At 56.5% G+C, this 16,098-nt stretch carries 14 protein-coding genes; 7 read left to right on the forward strand and 7 right to left on the reverse strand.

Annotated features, from left to right (window positions below; translation table 11 throughout):
* Positions 1-12: 12 nt before the first annotated feature.
* Positions 13-1,410 (reverse strand): Ig-like domain-containing protein, encoded by a 1,398-nt coding sequence (locus tag A6F69_RS03780; RefSeq protein ID WP_169816543.1) that lies wholly within the window; start codon positions 1,408-1,410, stop codon positions 13-15.
* Between the two features lie 504 nt (positions 1,411-1,914).
* Between A6F69_RS03780 and A6F69_RS03785 the strand changes: the two genes are divergently transcribed.
* The 5 genes from A6F69_RS03785 (at position 1,915) to A6F69_RS03805 (ending at position 7,252) form a co-directional block, all read left to right on the forward strand.
* Positions 1,915-2,997 (forward strand): CaiB/BaiF CoA transferase family protein, encoded by a 1,083-nt coding sequence (locus tag A6F69_RS03785; RefSeq protein WP_067597558.1) that lies wholly within the window; start codon positions 1,915-1,917, stop codon positions 2,995-2,997.
* Between the two features lie 5 nt (positions 2,998-3,002).
* Positions 3,003-3,455: a MaoC family dehydratase gene (locus A6F69_RS03790; protein ID WP_067597561.1), complete on the forward strand. Its 453-nt coding sequence runs from the start codon at positions 3,003-3,005 to the stop codon at positions 3,453-3,455.
* 88 nt (positions 3,456-3,543) lie between these two features.
* Positions 3,544-5,478 carry a DUF3604 domain-containing protein gene (locus tag A6F69_RS03795; RefSeq protein WP_067597564.1) on the forward strand — a complete coding sequence of 645 codons (1,935 nt, stop codon included), beginning with the start codon at positions 3,544-3,546 and terminating at the stop codon, positions 5,476-5,478.
* Positions 5,475-6,284, forward strand: a complete 810-nt coding sequence (locus A6F69_RS03800) for a peptidyl-prolyl cis-trans isomerase (RefSeq protein ID WP_067597568.1) — start codon at positions 5,475-5,477, stop codon at positions 6,282-6,284. Before A6F69_RS03795 ends, A6F69_RS03800 begins: the two co-directional genes overlap by 4 nt.
* On the forward strand, positions 6,281-7,252 hold the full coding sequence (locus A6F69_RS03805; RefSeq protein ID WP_067597572.1) for a HupE/UreJ family protein: 972 nt from the start codon (positions 6,281-6,283) through the stop codon (positions 7,250-7,252). Before A6F69_RS03800 ends, A6F69_RS03805 begins: the two co-directional genes overlap by 4 nt.
* Here the strand turns inward: A6F69_RS03805 and A6F69_RS03810 are convergent.
* Genes A6F69_RS03810 through A6F69_RS03825 form a run of 4 tightly spaced genes read right to left on the reverse strand, consistent with a single transcriptional unit; the run spans position 7,222 to position 11,526 of the window.
* On the reverse strand, positions 7,222-8,655 hold the full coding sequence (locus tag A6F69_RS03810; RefSeq protein ID WP_245638278.1) for an efflux transporter outer membrane subunit: 1,434 nt from the start codon (positions 8,653-8,655) through the stop codon (positions 7,222-7,224). The two genes, A6F69_RS03805 and A6F69_RS03810, sit on opposite strands and share 31 nt — an antisense overlap.
* Entirely contained in the window at positions 8,652-9,638 is a 987-nt protein-coding gene (locus tag A6F69_RS03815; protein WP_067597575.1) for an HlyD family secretion protein, read from the reverse strand. Before A6F69_RS03815 ends, A6F69_RS03810 begins: the two co-directional genes overlap by 4 nt.
* A 17-nt stretch (positions 9,639-9,655) precedes the next feature.
* Complete coding sequence (locus A6F69_RS03820; RefSeq protein ID WP_245638279.1) at positions 9,656-10,393, reverse strand: ABC transporter ATP-binding protein; 738 nt, start codon at positions 10,391-10,393, stop codon at positions 9,656-9,658.
* Positions 10,390-11,526 carry an ABC transporter permease gene (locus tag A6F69_RS03825; protein ID WP_067597578.1) on the reverse strand — a complete coding sequence of 379 codons (1,137 nt, stop codon included), beginning with the start codon at positions 11,524-11,526 and terminating at the stop codon, positions 10,390-10,392. The genes A6F69_RS03820 and A6F69_RS03825 overlap by 4 nt, the downstream gene beginning before the upstream one ends.
* 102 nt (positions 11,527-11,628) lie before the next feature.
* Here A6F69_RS03825 and A6F69_RS03830 point away from each other — a divergent pair, with 102 nt between their 5' ends.
* Positions 11,629-12,309 carry a TetR/AcrR family transcriptional regulator gene (locus A6F69_RS03830; RefSeq protein ID WP_245638280.1) on the forward strand — a complete coding sequence of 227 codons (681 nt, stop codon included), beginning with the start codon at positions 11,629-11,631 and terminating at the stop codon, positions 12,307-12,309.
* A gap of 78 nt (positions 12,310-12,387) precedes the next feature.
* The gene (gene ftsH, locus A6F69_RS03835) at positions 12,388-14,370 is read left to right on the forward strand and encodes an ATP-dependent zinc metalloprotease FtsH (protein ID WP_067597581.1); all 1,983 of its coding nucleotides are present in this window, start codon (positions 12,388-12,390) and stop codon (positions 14,368-14,370) included.
* A 58-nt stretch (positions 14,371-14,428) separates the two neighbouring features.
* On the opposite strand, the gene A6F69_RS03840 is transcribed toward ftsH, so the two are convergent.
* Both A6F69_RS03840 and rpoZ read right to left on the reverse strand, forming a co-directional pair.
* Positions 14,429-15,601 carry a DUF3667 domain-containing protein gene (locus tag A6F69_RS03840; RefSeq protein ID WP_067597584.1) on the reverse strand — a complete coding sequence of 391 codons (1,173 nt, stop codon included), beginning with the start codon at positions 15,599-15,601 and terminating at the stop codon, positions 14,429-14,431.
* 109 nt (positions 15,602-15,710) lie between these two features.
* Positions 15,711-16,058, reverse strand: coding sequence for a DNA-directed RNA polymerase subunit omega (gene rpoZ / locus A6F69_RS03845; protein WP_067597587.1), 348 nt, complete (start codon positions 16,056-16,058; stop codon positions 15,711-15,713).
* Positions 16,059-16,098 lie beyond the last annotated feature (40 nt).

Consider the following 16,098-nt stretch of genomic DNA (forward strand, 5'->3'; position numbering starts at 1 on the left):
TTAAAGTCCCGATTAGCTCACTAGGCATGAGTAGGTGAGTGTGGCCGATTGGCCGGTTGCAAGTATTCCGAGCGGGATCCCGCTCCCTAGGAGATCTGCGAAGGTGTAAGAGCCGGCGGGCACCCCATCGCCCGTGATGGTCACGGGTTGAGTGGCTTCGCAGGTGATGCCTGCGCCGGGCGTGTCGGTCACAACCGCGCCAGCAATTGGGTCAGGCCCGTTGTTGGTCACAGTCGTTGAGTAAGTTGTTGTGGTCCCAAACAGGACCTGAGTGGTCCCATTGGTCTTGGTGATCGCAAGGTCGACGTCAGCAGCGACTATCGTCACTGTGGCGGTGGCGACATCGCAGTCAGTCGGATCGGCGACGCTGCAAGTCTGGTAGTCAAAACTGTAGGTGCCTGGCAGTCCAAGCGATGTGATGCCTACATCCCCTGTAGCTGTATCAAAGCTCAGCTCTGCTGGCAGCGAAGACGACGATGCGACGGAGAGAGTAGTAGTGCTTGGTGTGGTTTGTGACCCGTCCAGCGAGTCGTTGTCATGAACATTCAGCACCGCAGGAATATCGAAATTCTGGTAAGTGACCGTGGAACTGTCGTTGTTGGCGGCAAGTCCTGTGATGTTTATCGTGACTGTCGAGGTGTAACTTGAACAGTCGGTCCCCGTGGCAGCGTATGTGAACGTATCAATGCCCGTGTAATCGCCGTCTGGGATGTAGGTGATTGTACCTCCTACATTGATTGTTGCCGTTCCATGCGACGGCGGACTTGTAATGATTGCAGTGGACCAATCGATCCGACTGCTGTCGTTCGCGTACGCGTCCACATTCACTGCGACATCAACGTCGGTTGCATCGTTGTCGCTCGATGTGAATGCTTGTCCGATCGCGAGCAGCGTATCTTTGGGATTGGAGGCTGCGCTGGAACTCGGGATGGTAGTGACGTTCAAGAACTCGACGTCGGTAATCGAAACGCCGGCGTCCGCAGCAATAGCGGAAAGATCTAAATTTAGATCGATACTGGTGTCATCTCCGCCATCGAACGGATTAATTGCAATGGAGGTGCCCGAACTTGATGTGCCAATTCCTAAGGAAGTTCTGGGTCCCGTAATCTTGGTAGGAGACGTATCGTTCTTCCCTCGTTGGAGGTCGATCGCACCGACTGTGAATGGATCGCCTTGCAGGGTGATCACATAGGAGTAGTTTGCGAAACCATCATCGTCAGTGTCGAACAAGATCGAGATGTCAGACGAATTGCCTCCAGGATTCGAAACTGGGTCCAGTTGGACCGACAGAGGCAGATCTGTGATTGAATTGGCTGAGCATGAGATCTCGATAGCGGTTAGGTCAGACTGTTCCTGCTCATCATTGGGCCCGTCTCCATCTGAAGCGCCCACACTGCTACTCTGTGCCAACGCCATACTGGGGATCAGGGAGGTGCCCATAAGCATGCACGCTGCGAGCCTCGCAGTTGCATTCATCACCCTTCTTTTCCGCAAGATGGAAAATCCCGACACCGTTAATTCCCATAGTTAATCACTACGGGCGATTTCGTAGATCGAGGTAAATAGGTGGTTAAGAAGTCCTACTTCTTTGGGTGACCAAGTTTAAGAAATCTGATCGAAAACCATCCCAGAAGGCAAAAATACATAATAAAACCAGTATGATAAGGTCTATTCAGCATCTAACTTGGCGTTAACCATGACTTTCGCCATTGGTAAAGGTTCGGTCATGAAATGCCTCGACCTTCACAAGCTTTTAACCTTCGTTGGAGGTGATTTAGGCCGAATTCTGCAAAGTTGATGGTGGTAAAACTTGGCTCGCTGTTTCACCAACTGGTAACCTGCAATCCGGACGAGAAACACTTGTCACTTAGGCTGCGAAGCGGCATGCGAGCTATGTGAGAGGAGTCGTAGTTTATGTCGCTATCAAATGGTCCATTAACCGGTCTTAGAGTTGTTGAGTTCGTAGGGATCGGGCCTGGCCCCCATGTGGCGATGTTGCTGGCCGATCTGGGCGCAGAAGTTGTCAGGATCGAGCGCCAGGGCGGTCAAATCATGAACCCGGTGGTTGAACGCGCGCGGCATCGGGTCGCGGTCGATGTGAAATCAGACGAAGGCAAGAAATTCTGCCGCGACGCGGTGGCTAAGGCCGATGTCCTGCTGGAAGGGTTTCGCCCGGGCGTCATGGAGCGCCTTGGCATGGGTCCAGATGAGATGCTCTCGATCAATGAGCGACTGGTCTATGCCCGCATGACTGGCTGGGGTCAGGAAGGCCCGATGGCGCAGGCTGCCGGTCACGATATCAACTACATCGCAATCACCGGTGCGCTTTCTGCTGTCGGTAAGGCCGGTGGAACAGCGACCCCGCCGCAAAACCTTGTCGGCGATTTTGGCGGGGGCTCAATGTATTGTGCGTTTGGTATTCTTGCAGCGCTTTATGAGCGCGAACGTTCGGGCAAAGGCCAAGTCGTCGACGCGGCCATTGTGGATGGTGCGACAAGTCTGATGAGCTTCTTCTTCGGTGTGCGGTCTCGACCGTATCTCACGACAGAACGTGGGCAAGGCATGCTCAGCGGCGCGGCGCATTTCTATCGGTGTTATGAATGCGCTGACGGGAAGGAAATTTCAGTCGGCGCGATTGAACCCCAGTTCTACGCCGAGCTTCTTGAGAAGGCAGATGCTCCGCCTGAATTGCGCGAAGGGCAAATGGATCCGCGCAATTGGGATGACTATACCGGTAAACTTGCAGCGCTGTTCAAGACCAAGAGCCAGTCTGAATGGAGCGAACTTCTGGAAGGAAGCGACGCTTGTTTTGCACCAGTCCTGTCGCTTGATGAGGCGCGCGACCATCCGCATATGAAAGCGCGCGGGGCATATGAAGAGCGCGATGGCATTTGGCACACCGCACCGGCGCCACGCTTCAGCCGAACTCCCGGCACGATCCGTGATAGCGCTGAGGATGGTGCAGACGTCGTGGCACGCTGGAACAGAGAAGGGTAGAGGCCGTGGCGGGTAGATACTTTGATGAATGGCAAGTCGGTGACCGGATCCAGCATGAGATTCGCCGCACTGTAACTGAGACCGACAATCTGTTGTTCTCGACCATGACTCACAATCCGCAACCGCTCCACTTGGATATCGAAGCGGCCAAGGAGAGCGGTTTCGGGCAGATCTTAGTCAATTCTACCTTCACTTTTTCGCTGCTGGTTGGGCTTTCGGTCGGAGACACGACGCTAGGCACGCTGGTCGCCAATCTTGGCTTCAACAATGTCGTGACGCCCAAGCCGGTTTTCATCGGCGACACATTGCGAGCGTCGAGCGAAGTGAAGGAGTTGCGGGAGAGCAAATCGCGCCCGGAAGCGGGAATCGTTACCTTCATACACGAGATGCACAACCAGCGGGACGAAGTGGTGTGCCGCTGTGAACGCTCTGCCTTGTTGCTGCGCAGCTCAGGCTGACGCTACGGCAAAGGCGGGCTGACCGCCTCTCTCTTGACGCATTCCCCCTGATGCGCGCACACTCCTGCATTGGAGAGGGAGAGAGCGCATGCACAAGCAGGCTGGGCGATATATTCTATTGGGGGCCGTAACGTTCGCACTGGCTGCTTGCAGTCAAGGCGTTGATGATGATCAGACGGGAACCGGTGAAGGAACGATTGATCTCGCAGAGTTTCCCGATCGGCCCTATTGGGGCGACACTCACCTTCACACCGATCAGTCAGTCGATGCATTTGGTTTCGGCGTTCGGTTGGGCCCAGAAGAGGCTCTCCGCTTCGCCAGTGGCGAGGAAGTCACATCGACAAGTGGCATCAAGGCGAAGCTCGAGCGCCCACTCGATTTTCTTGTGATCGCAGACCATAGCGACGGCTTCAATTCAATGCGCGCTTTGTATGATGCGCCGCGCTTGGGTGTAGTTGCATTGCGCGACGAAACGATGCTTCGCTGGTATGACATGATGCACGAAAGCCCACGGCAGTCGCAACTGGCGGCTGGTGAGATTGTGGCTGCAGCCGCAGCTGGTACAATCCCTGAAGCGATGCGCGATCGTATTGGCGACCCGGAGATCATGCGCGACAACTGGACCGCGCATCTGGAAACCCTTGATCGCTACAATAAGCCAGGCAAGTTCACAGCCTTCGCCGGATACGAATGGACATTGATGCCATCTGGCAACAACCTGCACCGAGTGGTGATGTTCCGCGACGGGTTCGATAAGGTAAGCAAGGTCTTACCGTTCCCAGGAGTCGGCGATTGGCCGGTCGAACAATTGTGGGATCATATGGATGGCTACGAACGAGAAACGGGCGGACAAGTACTTGCGATCCCGCATAACTCTAACCTTTCCAATGGATTGATGTTCGAGCTAACGATGCCGGGCGGTGGACCGATGACCGCTGAATATGCGCGACGCCGTGCAAGCCGAGAACCGGTGGTGGAAGCGACGCAGATAAAGGGCGACAGCGAAAGCCATCCCTTTCTCTCACCAAACGACGAATTTGCCGGCTTCGGCGATAAAGGTTGGGACATCGGTAACCTTGATGTGTCACTGCCATCAACTCCCCAGATGCACAGCGGGAGCTACATTCGCGAAGCGCTTAAGCGTGGCTTGACGCTAGAGGATAAGCTTGGCGTGAATCCCTATGCCTTTGGCATGGTGGGTTCGACGGACAGCCATACTGCCTTTGCAACAGGTGATGAGGACAACTTTTTCGGCAAACACACAGGGAACGAGCCGAACGACAAGCACCGCTCTATTAAACAGCAAAACCTCGGGACGCGAGAGGGGCGGTTTGGTTGGCATTATCTGGCCGGCGGTTATGCCGCCGCATGGGCGCGCGGCAACACGCGTGCAGAGATCTTTGACGCGTTCAAGCGGCGCGAAGTCTATGCCACCACCGGCCCGCGCATGATCGTGCGCATGTTTGGCGGGTTTGATTTCTCTGAGGATGACTGGGACGGAGACTGGGTGCGCGCCGGTTATACGCGCGGGGTGCCGATGGGCGGAGAACTGGAGAGTCGAAGCAAGGCACCCACATTCCTGATCTCTGCATTAAAAGATCCCGACGGAGCCAATCTTGATCGCGTGCAGATGGTGAAAGGCTGGATCGATAGCTCGGGTGAACTGCAGGAGCGGGTCTACGATGTCGCTTGGAGCGATATGGAGGAACGTGTCCGCGTGGGCGGCAAAGTGCCTGCGGTTGGCGATACGGTGGATCGTGCGACGGCCACGTATACCAATGATATTGGCGCTGCTGAGTTGAGAGCTACGTGGACCGACCCTGACTTTGCGAGAGGGCAGCGAGCTTTCTATTATCTGAGAGTGATTGAAATCCCGACACCGCGCTGGACATTGTTCGATGCCGTTCGTTTCGGGATTGAACTGCCTGCTGAGGCTATGGCGGATGCAGTAGCGCAAGAACGCGCTTACTCCTCGCCGATCTGGCTGAAGCCAGCACCACCAGCGATAATGGAGGAGCAGTGACGCTTCAAAGCTGGGCGCGCGAGCCTCTCGTCCATTTCCTGATTGGCGGGGTTGTCATATACGCTGTGCTTACGTTGCGCGGCGGTGATGTTGATCCGGCGAGCCGTTCGATTGTCATTGATCGGGACCAGCAGGCGCAGATTGCGCTGGTGTTCGAGCGGACGATGAACCGCCCGCCAACCGATGCAGAGCTTGATGCGCAGATCGAACGCTTTATCCGCGATGAGGTTCTCTATCGTGAGGCCTTGCGGCTGGGACTCGACCAAGGCGACGCGGTGGTGCGCCGCCGGATGGCGCAAAAGATGGATATCCTGGCGAGCTCGCAAGCCGAGACTGTCCAGCCTTCGGAACAGACTTTGCGCACGCATTATGAAGCGAACCCTGAGGCCTTCGCGAACCAAGTCGCTTACACCCTAGATCAGCTCTGGTTTGAAGAAAGACCAGTGGCGCAGAGCATATTGCTACGGATTGACGAGACAGGTGATTGGGAATCTCTCGGGCAAGAGATCAGCCTGCCCACTTCGATTGAGAGTACGGCGCGAGATGAGCTTGCCGCTCGTTTTGGTCAGCAATTTATGCAGGAAATCGATAGACTTGATCTTGGCGAGGGCTGGCAAGGACCGATCAGTTCCGGTTTTGGCTGGCATTTGGTCCGTTTGCGAGCCCGTGATGCCTCTGAAATACCGGAATTCGATGACGTGCGGCAAGAGGTCGAAAGCCACTGGCGCACGCAAACCATCGCGCAGCGAAAGGCCGATGCTTACCAGCTGTTGCGCGATGCCTATAGCGTGACGATCGAAAATTGAGATTTCTGCTGCTTTTAATCGCTGCTTTCTTCGCTGCGACCCCAGCGGTTGCAGACGAAATCCGACCTTTCTCCGTCGAGTTTTCCGAACAGAGTGACAGCTATTGGACACTAGATTGGAAGCAGCCAGTCTCGGCGCTCAATGGGACAGAAATCATACTACCGGAACTGCCGAAGAGCTGTGCGGTCGAAGGCGATCCCGTGGTGAGAACTGTCAACCTTGCCTACATCGGGCATGCAAAGGTCTTGTGCGAGGGAGACATTGCTGGAGAGACAATCGCACTTCCGCAGTTGTTAGGTGGCGCAGATGCATTGGTGCGCGTGTTGCCGCTTGAAGAACCCGTGCAAACCTATCGGCTCACTGCAAGTGAATCATCGGCAAGAATAGTTGCTCAGCCTGGCACTATGCAGGTGTTCTGGACGTATCTCATGATTGGCGCAGAACACATTCTGTTGGGCTGGGATCATTTGCTCTTCGTCATCGCGCTAGTACTATTGGTACAAAGGGGGTGGGCGGTGGTCAAAGCCGCGACCGCTTTTACCGTCGCGCATTCGATTACTTTGGTTGCATCCACACTTGGCTATGCCGGCCTACCGCAAGGACCGGTGGAAGCGCTGATTGCGCTGTCGATCATCTTCCTTGCAGTTGAACTCACCAAAGCAGGCAGCGAGACATGGACGCGGCGTTGGCCGTGGATCGTAGCTTTTGCATTTGGGCTGCTTCACGGATTTGGCTTTGCCGGAGCCTTGCGGGAGATTGGCTTACCAGAAGGCGAAGTTCCTGCCGCGCTGTTAGCATTCAACCTCGGCGTTGAGGCAGGCCAATTGCTGGTTATCGCGGCCGTGCTTGTTTTGCTCGCAGCCATTCAAAGGCTGGTGCCAAAGGCTGAAGCACCCGCGCTGAAATTCACGACCTATGCGATAGGAATAACCGCGGCCTACTGGCTGGTGGACCGTGTCGTTTCGTGACTGTCTCCGCCCAGCGCGAGCCATAGCTGTACGCGTGCCCGGTTGGCTTGGCCAACTGTGATGGCAAGCCGCTCTCCACTGGCGTCAGCAGCTCGGCGCGCCTCCAGAACGGTAAGGAAATCAGCCAGACCCGCGCGATAACGTGTCTCTGCTAGCACGAAGGCTCTCTCGAGCTCCGCATTTTCGCGCGAAGCTGCGTCTACTTGAGCATCGCTTCCTGCGACGGCGCCATAGGCGGCTTCGGTCTCGCCCAGGGCATTGAACACTGCACCTCGATAGGCCGCAAATGCGGCGCGCTTGCCCGCAGCGGCGCCATCGATTTGCGCTTCGATGCGTCCGAAATCGAGCAATGGCGCGGTCAGGCTGCCAGCTGCTGTGTAGACATCGCTTCCGTCGTCGAACAGTTTGCTGAAATCGAAGGCTAATAGGCCCAGCGCACCAGACAAGGTCAGACGGGGAAAGCGCAACCTTGCCGCAGCGGCAAGGTCAGCGTCTGCTGCGGCTAGCTCAGCCGCTGCAGCGCGGACATCGGGCCGGTGGGTCAGCAAAAGTGAGGGAAGCGCGGCAGGGGGTGTCGATATCTGATCTGCTTCGGGCTCTTCGAGCAGCTGGCTGCCAACAAGAAGCGGCGACTGGGCAGTCAGTGCCACCAGTCGGCCGAGAATGCGTGCTCTTTCGCCCGACAATGCAGCGATGCGTGAGCGTGACTGACTAGCGGCCGCTTCAGCGCGAACTCTGTCAAAGCCCGGTGCGAGGCCTGCGTCTTCGCGTTTAGCGGCAAGATCAGCCAGTCGTTCAGCTGCGGCAAGATCCTGCGCCAGGGCTCGCATCCGTGCATCGTTCGTGCGCCAATCGATCACGGCACCAGCGATCTCAGCGAGCAAGGTAATCCGAACAGCTTCCGAATTGGCGCTGGCTGCATCAACCCGCGCGAGCGCTGCGCGTTTGCTTGCCTTCAGGCGACCGAAGACATCTATCTCCCAGCTAGCCGTCAGATTGCCTGCATAGGATGTGCGCTCAGTGTCAAACGCCGCGCCTCCGGGCAAATCGACACCGAATTGCGCTGGATTGGTGCGGTTCGCGGTCACCGTTGTGGACGCGCCAACCGACGGGAGACGGGCGGCCCCGGCTCCATTTGCGGCAGCACGGGCGGCATCGACGCGCGCCATAGCTTCCGCCAGACTGGGCGCCTCTTGCAGCGCGAGCTCAGCGAAGGTTTCGAACGCGGGGTCATTCGCTGGCAACAATTGCGCCAAGTTGGCCGCTTCGTCCGTTTCTGGCGAGTAGATGAACTCATCCGGCAGTTCGGGCACCGGGGTCGCGATTTCAGGCGGCGGGCCTGCAACGCAGCCCGCGAGGGCAAGCGAAGCAGCGGCCAGGAGGGGATACGCCCGGCGCATCATTGTTCCTTCGCTTCCACTGCCGGAATGAAGGCATCGACCTGCTGACCGACGCGGAAGACCTCGCGAGCCTCAGCGGGCAAGGCGAATATCATCTGCAGCACCCGAACATCGACGCGTTCAGCCGCTGAATTGGTCAGTGAGCGCTTGGGGACGACAAGTGGCTCGGCTCTTACAAAAGTCGCTTCGAAACTCTGTCCGGCGGCGCCTCTTGGAGAGACGATAGCTGGCTGTCCTTGAGCGACGCGGGTCGCTTCATCCTCGTCGATGTCGATGCGGATGTGCAGCGGGCGGGTTTCGCCCATGCGAATAAAGGGCTCGCTGTTTCCACCCATCGTAGAAACGAACTCGCCTGGACGAATGTTGACCGCCAAGATTTCACCCGCAATCGGCGCGCGCACGGTCAATCGCTCCAGCTCTGTGCGAGCGCTGCCAGCGGCGGCCTGCGCAGCAGCCAAGCGGGCTTGCGAAAGCTGGAGGCGTGACGCGGCGGATGCAGCGGATCCTTCTGCGCGGATCACTTCGGTGCGGCTAACGGCGGCTGGATCTTCGATTGCGGCATAAAGGTCGAGCTGCTGCTGAGCAGTGTCGCGCGCAGTCTTCGCTTCAGCAATAGCAGCCTTCGCTTCAGCAATGGCGGCGTTCGCTTCGCTTAGCCGCGCACGCGCCGCGCGCTGGTCCACGACGAACAAAGGCTCGCCCATGTCGACAAAATCGCCGGGTTCGACACGCAGGTCTGTCACCAGCCCCGATAGTGCGGTGCCGATGTCGATAATCTCGCTCGAAGGTTCGACGATGCCTGCACCCGCAACACGCGGCCCCTTTGCGAGCTCGCCTGTCGCAGTGAGGGGGGTTTGTTCCGGCTCTGTCAGTTCGCGATCAGGCAGATCTCTGAAGATGAAATAGGCAGCGACGAGCACTCCGATCAGCGCAATGATCGGCAGACCCATTCGAGAGAAACTGAAGTTTTCAGGGAGAAAAGACATCACAAAAGTCCTGACATTTAGTGGTCTTGCGGCATTTCTGTGCCGTCATGTGTTACGCGACCGTCTTCCAATACGAGGATACGGTCAGCGAGATCGAAAATTCGGTTATCATGGGTAACGATGACACAAGCCCGGTCCTTGGCGACCGCGACCTCGTGCAAGAGGTCCATAACGCGGCGCCCTGACTTCGCATCAAGGGCAGCAGTCGGTTCGTCACAAACCACCAACCTGGGCTCGTGAACCAACGCGCGCGCAATCGCGACGCGTTGCTGTTGTCCGCCGGACAGTTGATTGGGCAGCTTGTCAGCTTGGTCAGCTATATTGAGTTTCTCAAGCATACTGACGGCGCGTTCTCTTGCTTCAAGCCGGTCAACACCTTGCGCGATCAATGGCACTGCAGCGTTTGATGCAGCGTCGATTGAGGGGATCAGATTGTACTGCTGGAAGATAAACCCGATGTTCTGGAGCCGGAAATTGACTAACTCGTCATCGGACAAGGCGTAGATATCAGTTCCGAAGACGCGCACATCACCATCTGTCGGCCACAGGATGCCGCACATGATCGAAATCAATGTTGTCTTGCCAGAGCCGGACTCGCCGACAATGTAAGTCATCTCTCCCGGCAGGATATCAGAGTCGATCCCGTGAAGGACGCGCATCGTTTCCTGGCCAGCGGGAAAATCACGAATAATCCCGCGCGCGCAAATTGCGCTGTCTGGCGAGCAACCGCCGATCGCTGTTGTATCCATCATCATCTGAACACCGCCGCTGGTTCTGTGCGCAGCACATTGCGCAGGGCGATCCATCCCGTGAATGCAAGAATGATGACTACAGACACTAGGCTGACAACCGGGATCTGCCAGGGGATGTAGAAGCCCTTGAAGAACGGATTTGAAGAGAAGGCATAAATCGAAACGACGGTGCCCAGCACGCCAAACCCGTATCCGATCATGCCAACCATGCCCGCTTGCACAGCTACCATTTTGCGGATCACGCTGTTCTTCACTCCAATGGCCTTGAGCGCACCGAATTGTTTGATGTTATCGCGGATGAACAGGCTGAAAGTCAGGCCGACAATCGCGACACCCACAATGAAGCCCAATACCACAGTGATCCCGAAATTGATCGGGATGCCGGTGTTCTCCATGATGAAGTCGACCCCAGCCTGAGCAAACTCATCGCGGGTTTCTGCCTTCAAGCCGGTTTGTGCTTCGATGCGGTCTGCAAGCTCTGCAGGCGAAACGTCATCTGCTGAACCGACCAACACAAAGCTCATTCGGTTCCGTGTTCCGGGCACGAAATTCAGAGCGTTGGCATAGCGGGTGTAGAGCGTAACAGTGCTGGTAAAGCTGGGTACCGAGTCCGCTATCCCCAAGATGACCGCACGCTGATCGTTTAGCTCAAGCCGCTCACCTATCGGAGATTGCCCGGGTGGGAAGAACCGGCGCGCCCCCACGTCATCAATGAACACTGAATCCGGTGCAGCCAGCAACGTCTTGTCGCCTTCAACCATGTTTTTAGGCAGACCAATCAGTGTAGAATCGTCGACCCCGATCACAGCCACGCCCTCAAGATCGCCTTCCTTGTTGCGCACGCTTGCCTGGGCGCGCAGCATGGGAACGGCCCATTGGACACCGGGCACGGAGCGCACACGGTCAAGCGCGGTTGCCGGCATAGCGTAACTCACGTCGGTCGTGCGGCTGACTTCGTCCATCACCCAAACTTCAGCGGTAGGCACGTTGTAAACGCCGCTTGCGCCGCGCTCGACCAGATTCACGAAGATCGTCAGCTGTTGCGTGATCAGCAAGGCAGAAAACCCAATGCCAAACACCAGACCATAAAACTTGGTCTTGTCTCCAGTGAGCATACGGATGGCGATCCACAGCATTGGGGGCCTCTGCGGTTGAGTTGCGACTCTGGTGGGGTTGCCGAATCACTTCGACTCGCCCATTAATGAACGGTATCGTTTAATTGAACGGAGGCGTTCAGATTGTCAACTCGCGTATCTCAATCCGGTTCCAGCGATGGTTTGGTCGCTCCGGCCAGGGCGCGCGGGCGACCTATCGACAAGTCAAAACGCGACGCAATTGTTGAGGCAGCTTCTCGCGCTTTTTTCACTATCGGCTACGCCGGATCATCGATTGAGCAGATCGCGGCCGATGCGGGCGTTTCCAAAGTTACTGTCTACAATCACTTCGGTGACAAGCGCGCTTTGTTTGCAGCTTCAGTCGAGCTGGAATGTGAAAAGATGCGCGGGTATTTCCAGATCGGCACGATCACACATGGTCAAACTGTGCGCGAACGATTGACGACGATTGGTCACGCCATGTGTGCCTTCTTGTCCAGGCCAGAAATGGTTCAATTTGAACGACGTATCGCTGCTGAAACCGAGCATGAGCCAACCCTGGGCCGGGCGTTTCTCGAAGCGGGCCCGTGGCGGATGAAGGCCGCGTTCTCTGCCTTTCTCGCTAACTGCGCAGAGCGCGGAGAATTGACGATAGAGGACTCCGGTCTGGCTGCTGAGCAGTTCGTGTCCATGTGTAAGGGAATGGGCGATCTTGAGCGGCGCTTTGGCGAGCCAGCCGATCCAGAGATGAGAGATGAACGCATTGAGAGCGCCGTCGAAGTTTTCTTGCGCGCCTATGCAACCAAATCTGACCTAAATGCGTAATTCCTCATATGGCAGGCATTATCTTGCCATTCGCCCCTGCAATCCTACATTGAGGGGCTAGAAAGGACATTTCTCATCATGAGTGACCAACACGATCCGCGCGATCCGAACGGACAGCCAGGTGGCCAAGGCCCGGAGGGTCCCAATCCGATGATCAAGACTTTGATGATCTGGGGCGGCATCTTCATGGCGTTGCTGCTGACAGTTTCGATGTTCAACGGCGGTTCGCAGACCCCCAGCACCCAAATCCCGTATTCCGATTTCCGGGATAAAGTCGCCGAAGGTTCGGTCGAGAAAGTCCAGGTCGCGCCAGACAGAATTTCTGGCGTGATGAAGAACAGCGAAACTTTCACTACTGTTCCTGTCGCCAACGATACCAGCCTGACCAAACTGCTGGATGACAATGGCGTGGAGTACTCAGGTCAAGCAGCTGAAGAGCCTAATGTACTGCTTTATATTCTGATCCAGTCGCTGCCATTCCTCTTGATCCTCGGCATCGCATTCTTTGCCTTGCGCCAGGTGCAAAAGGGCGGCGGAGGCGGCGCGATGGGCTTTGGCAAATCCAAGGCCAAGTTGCTGACCGAGCGTCAGGGTCGCGTTACCTTCGAGGACGTAGCGGGTATCGATGAGGCGCGCGAAGAGCTGGAAGAAATTGTCGAATTCCTGAAAGATCCCCACCGCTTCTCAAAGCTGGGCGGGCAGATTCCGAAGGGCGCGCTGCTGGTCGGTTCGCCGGGTACTGGTAAAACGCTCCTTGCGCGCGCGATCGCGGGCGAAGCTGGCGTACCATTCTTTACTATTTCAGGTTCTGACTTTGTTGAGATGTTTGTCGGTGTCGGCGCGAGCCGTGTGCGCGACATGTTTGAACAGGCGAAGAAGAACGCGCCCTGCATTCTGTTCATTGACGAGATCGATGCTGTGGGGCGGTCCCGCGGACATGGTCTTGGCAATTCGAACGATGAGCGCGAGCAAACGTTGAACCAACTGCTGGTTGAAATGGACGGCTTTGAAGCCAATGAAGGCATCATCATCATTGCGGCCACTAACCGTCCGGATGTTCTGGACCCTGCATTGCTGCGCCCGGGTCGTTTTGACCGTCAGGTTGTGGTTCCCGTTCCCGATATCGACGGACGGGAGAAAATTCTTGGCGTCCACATGAAAAAGGTGCCGCTGGCACCGGACGTGAACCCGCGCACAATTGCGCGCGGCACACCGGGTTTCTCTGGCGCAGATCTGGCCAACCTCGTGAACGAGGCTGCTTTACTGGCAGCGCGCCGGAACAAACGGCTGGTCGCCATGCAGGAATTCGAAGACGCCAAAGACAAGGTGATGATGGGCAGCGAACGCCGCTCTATGGTCATGACTGACGATGAAAAGAAGATGACCGCCTATCATGAAGCGGGCCATGCTCTCGTCAGCATCAATGAACCGGCCTCCGACCCGATTCACAAGGCAACCATTATCCCGCGTGGCCGAGCCTTGGGTATGGTGATGCGACTGCCAGAGCGCGATAACTATTCATATCACCGCGACAAGATGCACGCGAACCTGGCCGTTGCGATGGGTGGCCGTGTGGCGGAGGAGATTATCTTCGGCCATGACAAGGTTTCTTCCGGCGCGTCGGGTGACATCCAGTATGCAACAGATCTTGCACGCAACATGGTCACCAAATGGGGTATGTCGGACAAGCTTGGCCCGCTGCAATACGAGCAGAGCCAGGAAGGCTACCTTGGCATGGGGCAAACAGCGCGTACCATGTCTGGGGCCGAAACAAACAAGCTGATCGATGAAGAAATCAAGCGTTTGGTTGAGGAAGGCCTCAAGCGCGCAACGGATGTTCTAACCGAGCAGGAAGATAAGCTTCACCTGCTCGCTCAGGCGATGCTGGAGTATGAAACGCTTACGGGTGATGAGATCCAGCAATTGATGAAGGATGGAAAGATTGACCGCCCGGACCAGCCTTCTGGTCCAACGCCTGCCGCGCCGACCACGGGTTCGACGGTTCCGAAGGCTGGTAAGAAGTTTGGCGGCGAAGGCGGCGCAGCACCTCAGGGCGCCTGATCAAAATCAACTAGCACATGGACGGCGTCCGGAGCGATCCGGGCGCCGTTTTCTTTGCTCAGAACCCACCGAGAAGCAGCAGGACCTGGAAGAACAGGAGCAATATCACGAGGATAAACACGTGAAGAACAGTCAGCCGCCAAATCGCCCCGAAGCGTGACAGGTCATAGGCATATTTCAGATGTTTGTAGAGGTGGAGTGGCGGCAAGATCGCCAGAGCCAAGAACACCCACCCTCCGCCAATGCCAGCTGCGGCTAGCAAGGATAGCGTGATAAACAGAAGTGATACGAATGTAATAGAATAGGTGACGAATATCGCGTGGTCATAGGCTTTGAAGCGTCGTTTCCAAGCAAACAGTAGCCATACGAAAGGTATCGAAAGCGGGATTAGCAGCCAGCTGAATTTATAGGCATTGGCCTGCAACTTGTAGAGCATCAGGCCCGGATTCGTACGCCATTTCTCAAACGCTTCATCGATCCAGTCGACCCCTGACCTATCGATGGTCATGCGAGCTGTTCCGTCGTCATTTAGCGGTACTGAAGTGTCCCCATCTGCCCCGGTTTCAACACTTGCAGGATTCCTGCCCTCAGCGTCGCCATTCTTAGGTCCGAAGATAGTATCGAGGAAAGGAAGCTCTTCCTGTGCTTGCCTAATGCCCTCCAATCGTTGATCAAAGTCGGACACTTGCTTTTGAAGCTCTTCTCGCTCTGCCGCCGAAACCCCCTCTTGTGAAAGCATTTCCAGCGCGTCTTCGCGGTTCTGTTCAAGATCACGGATTTCCGCAGCTGCGAGCGCTCTCATTTGCGCTGCAGTGTCACCTCTAATGTCAGTAGGTGTGCTGATTCCCAGCGCTTGAAACACCGCGAACATCAGAAAGACGCTGAACAGGAACAGCGCCATCGGGCTGACGAATGATGTGCGCTCGCCCTCGATATAGCGCCGCGTCAGTTTGCCAGGTTTCAGGATCAGCAATGGCAATGTCCGCCAAACCTTGCCGTCCAGATGCAAGGCGCCATGCAGTAAATCATGCACGAAGGCGCCAATGGTGCGATGCAGGTGGGCTTTCTGCCCGCATTCGTGACAGTGCTTACCGTTCAGCTGTGTGCCGCAGTTAAGGCAGGCGCCTTCGGCAAAGTGCCCCTTTTCAACTGGAGTGCCACCTTTCGACACAGCTTTCGCTAACAAGCCGCCTTCTGCCGCTGTCCCTAGCGCTTCGGTGATGTCGCTCATGGATCCCCCGTCTGCATGTCGAACGCAGGAACGATGATAGGCAGATTTCGCGCAAACAAAAAGGCCGCCCTTTCAGGCGGCCTCTTTTCAACTCTCGATGTCTGTAAAATCAGCCGGCGTCGAAATCGGTCGCGATCGACGTTGTGCGGGTTGGCGCAGATGCGGTGATACGCAGCGCTTCGGCCGACTGGCTGAGCGAACCGATTTCATCGGCATCGTCTTCGTCATCCGGCAGGATCTTCTGCAAGTTGGTGACAACTGCTTCGTGCAGGTCCTTCGGTTTGATGGTCTGCTCAGCAATCTCGCGCAGAGCAACAACCGGGTTTTTGTCACGATCGCGATCAATGGTCATTTCAGCACCACCGGAAATCTCGCGTGCACGCTGGGCAGCCAGCAGAACGAGATCGAAGCGGTTTGGAACCTTGTCTACGCAATCTTCAACGGTAACGCGTGCCATGAAGGCCTCTCAAGCAAATAGGTTTGCGGGAAAGCGCGGC

Source organism: Altererythrobacter ishigakiensis (assembly GCF_001663155.1).
Lineage (GTDB): Bacteria > Pseudomonadota > Alphaproteobacteria > Sphingomonadales > Sphingomonadaceae > Erythrobacter > Erythrobacter ishigakiensis.

Excerpts from the sequence above, each read along its gene's own strand:
- ftsH (WP_067597581.1), top strand. The coding sequence starts at position 12,388 with ATGAGTGACCAACACGATCCGCGCGATCCGAACGGACAGCCAGGTGGC.
- A6F69_RS03795 (WP_067597564.1), top strand. The coding sequence starts at position 3,544 with ATGCACAAGCAGGCTGGGCGATATATTCTATTGGGGGCCGTAACGTTC.
- A6F69_RS03815 (WP_067597575.1), bottom strand. The coding sequence starts at position 9,638 with ATGTCTTTTCTCCCTGAAAACTTCAGTTTCTCTCGAATGGGTCTGCCG.
- A6F69_RS03840 (WP_067597584.1), bottom strand. The coding sequence starts at position 15,601 with ATGAGCGACATCACCGAAGCGCTAGGGACAGCGGCAGAAGGCGGCTTG.
- rpoZ (WP_067597587.1), bottom strand. The coding sequence starts at position 16,058 with ATGGCACGCGTTACCGTTGAAGATTGCGTAGACAAGGTTCCAAACCGC.
- A6F69_RS03810 (WP_245638278.1), bottom strand. The coding sequence starts at position 8,655 with ATGATGCGCCGGGCGTATCCCCTCCTGGCCGCTGCTTCGCTTGCCCTC.
- A6F69_RS03820 (WP_245638279.1), bottom strand. The coding sequence starts at position 10,393 with ATGATGATGGATACAACAGCGATCGGCGGTTGCTCGCCAGACAGCGCA.
- A6F69_RS03825 (WP_067597578.1), bottom strand. The coding sequence starts at position 11,526 with ATGCTGTGGATCGCCATCCGTATGCTCACTGGAGACAAGACCAAGTTT.
- A6F69_RS03785 (WP_067597558.1), top strand. The coding sequence starts at position 1,915 with ATGTCGCTATCAAATGGTCCATTAACCGGTCTTAGAGTTGTTGAGTTC.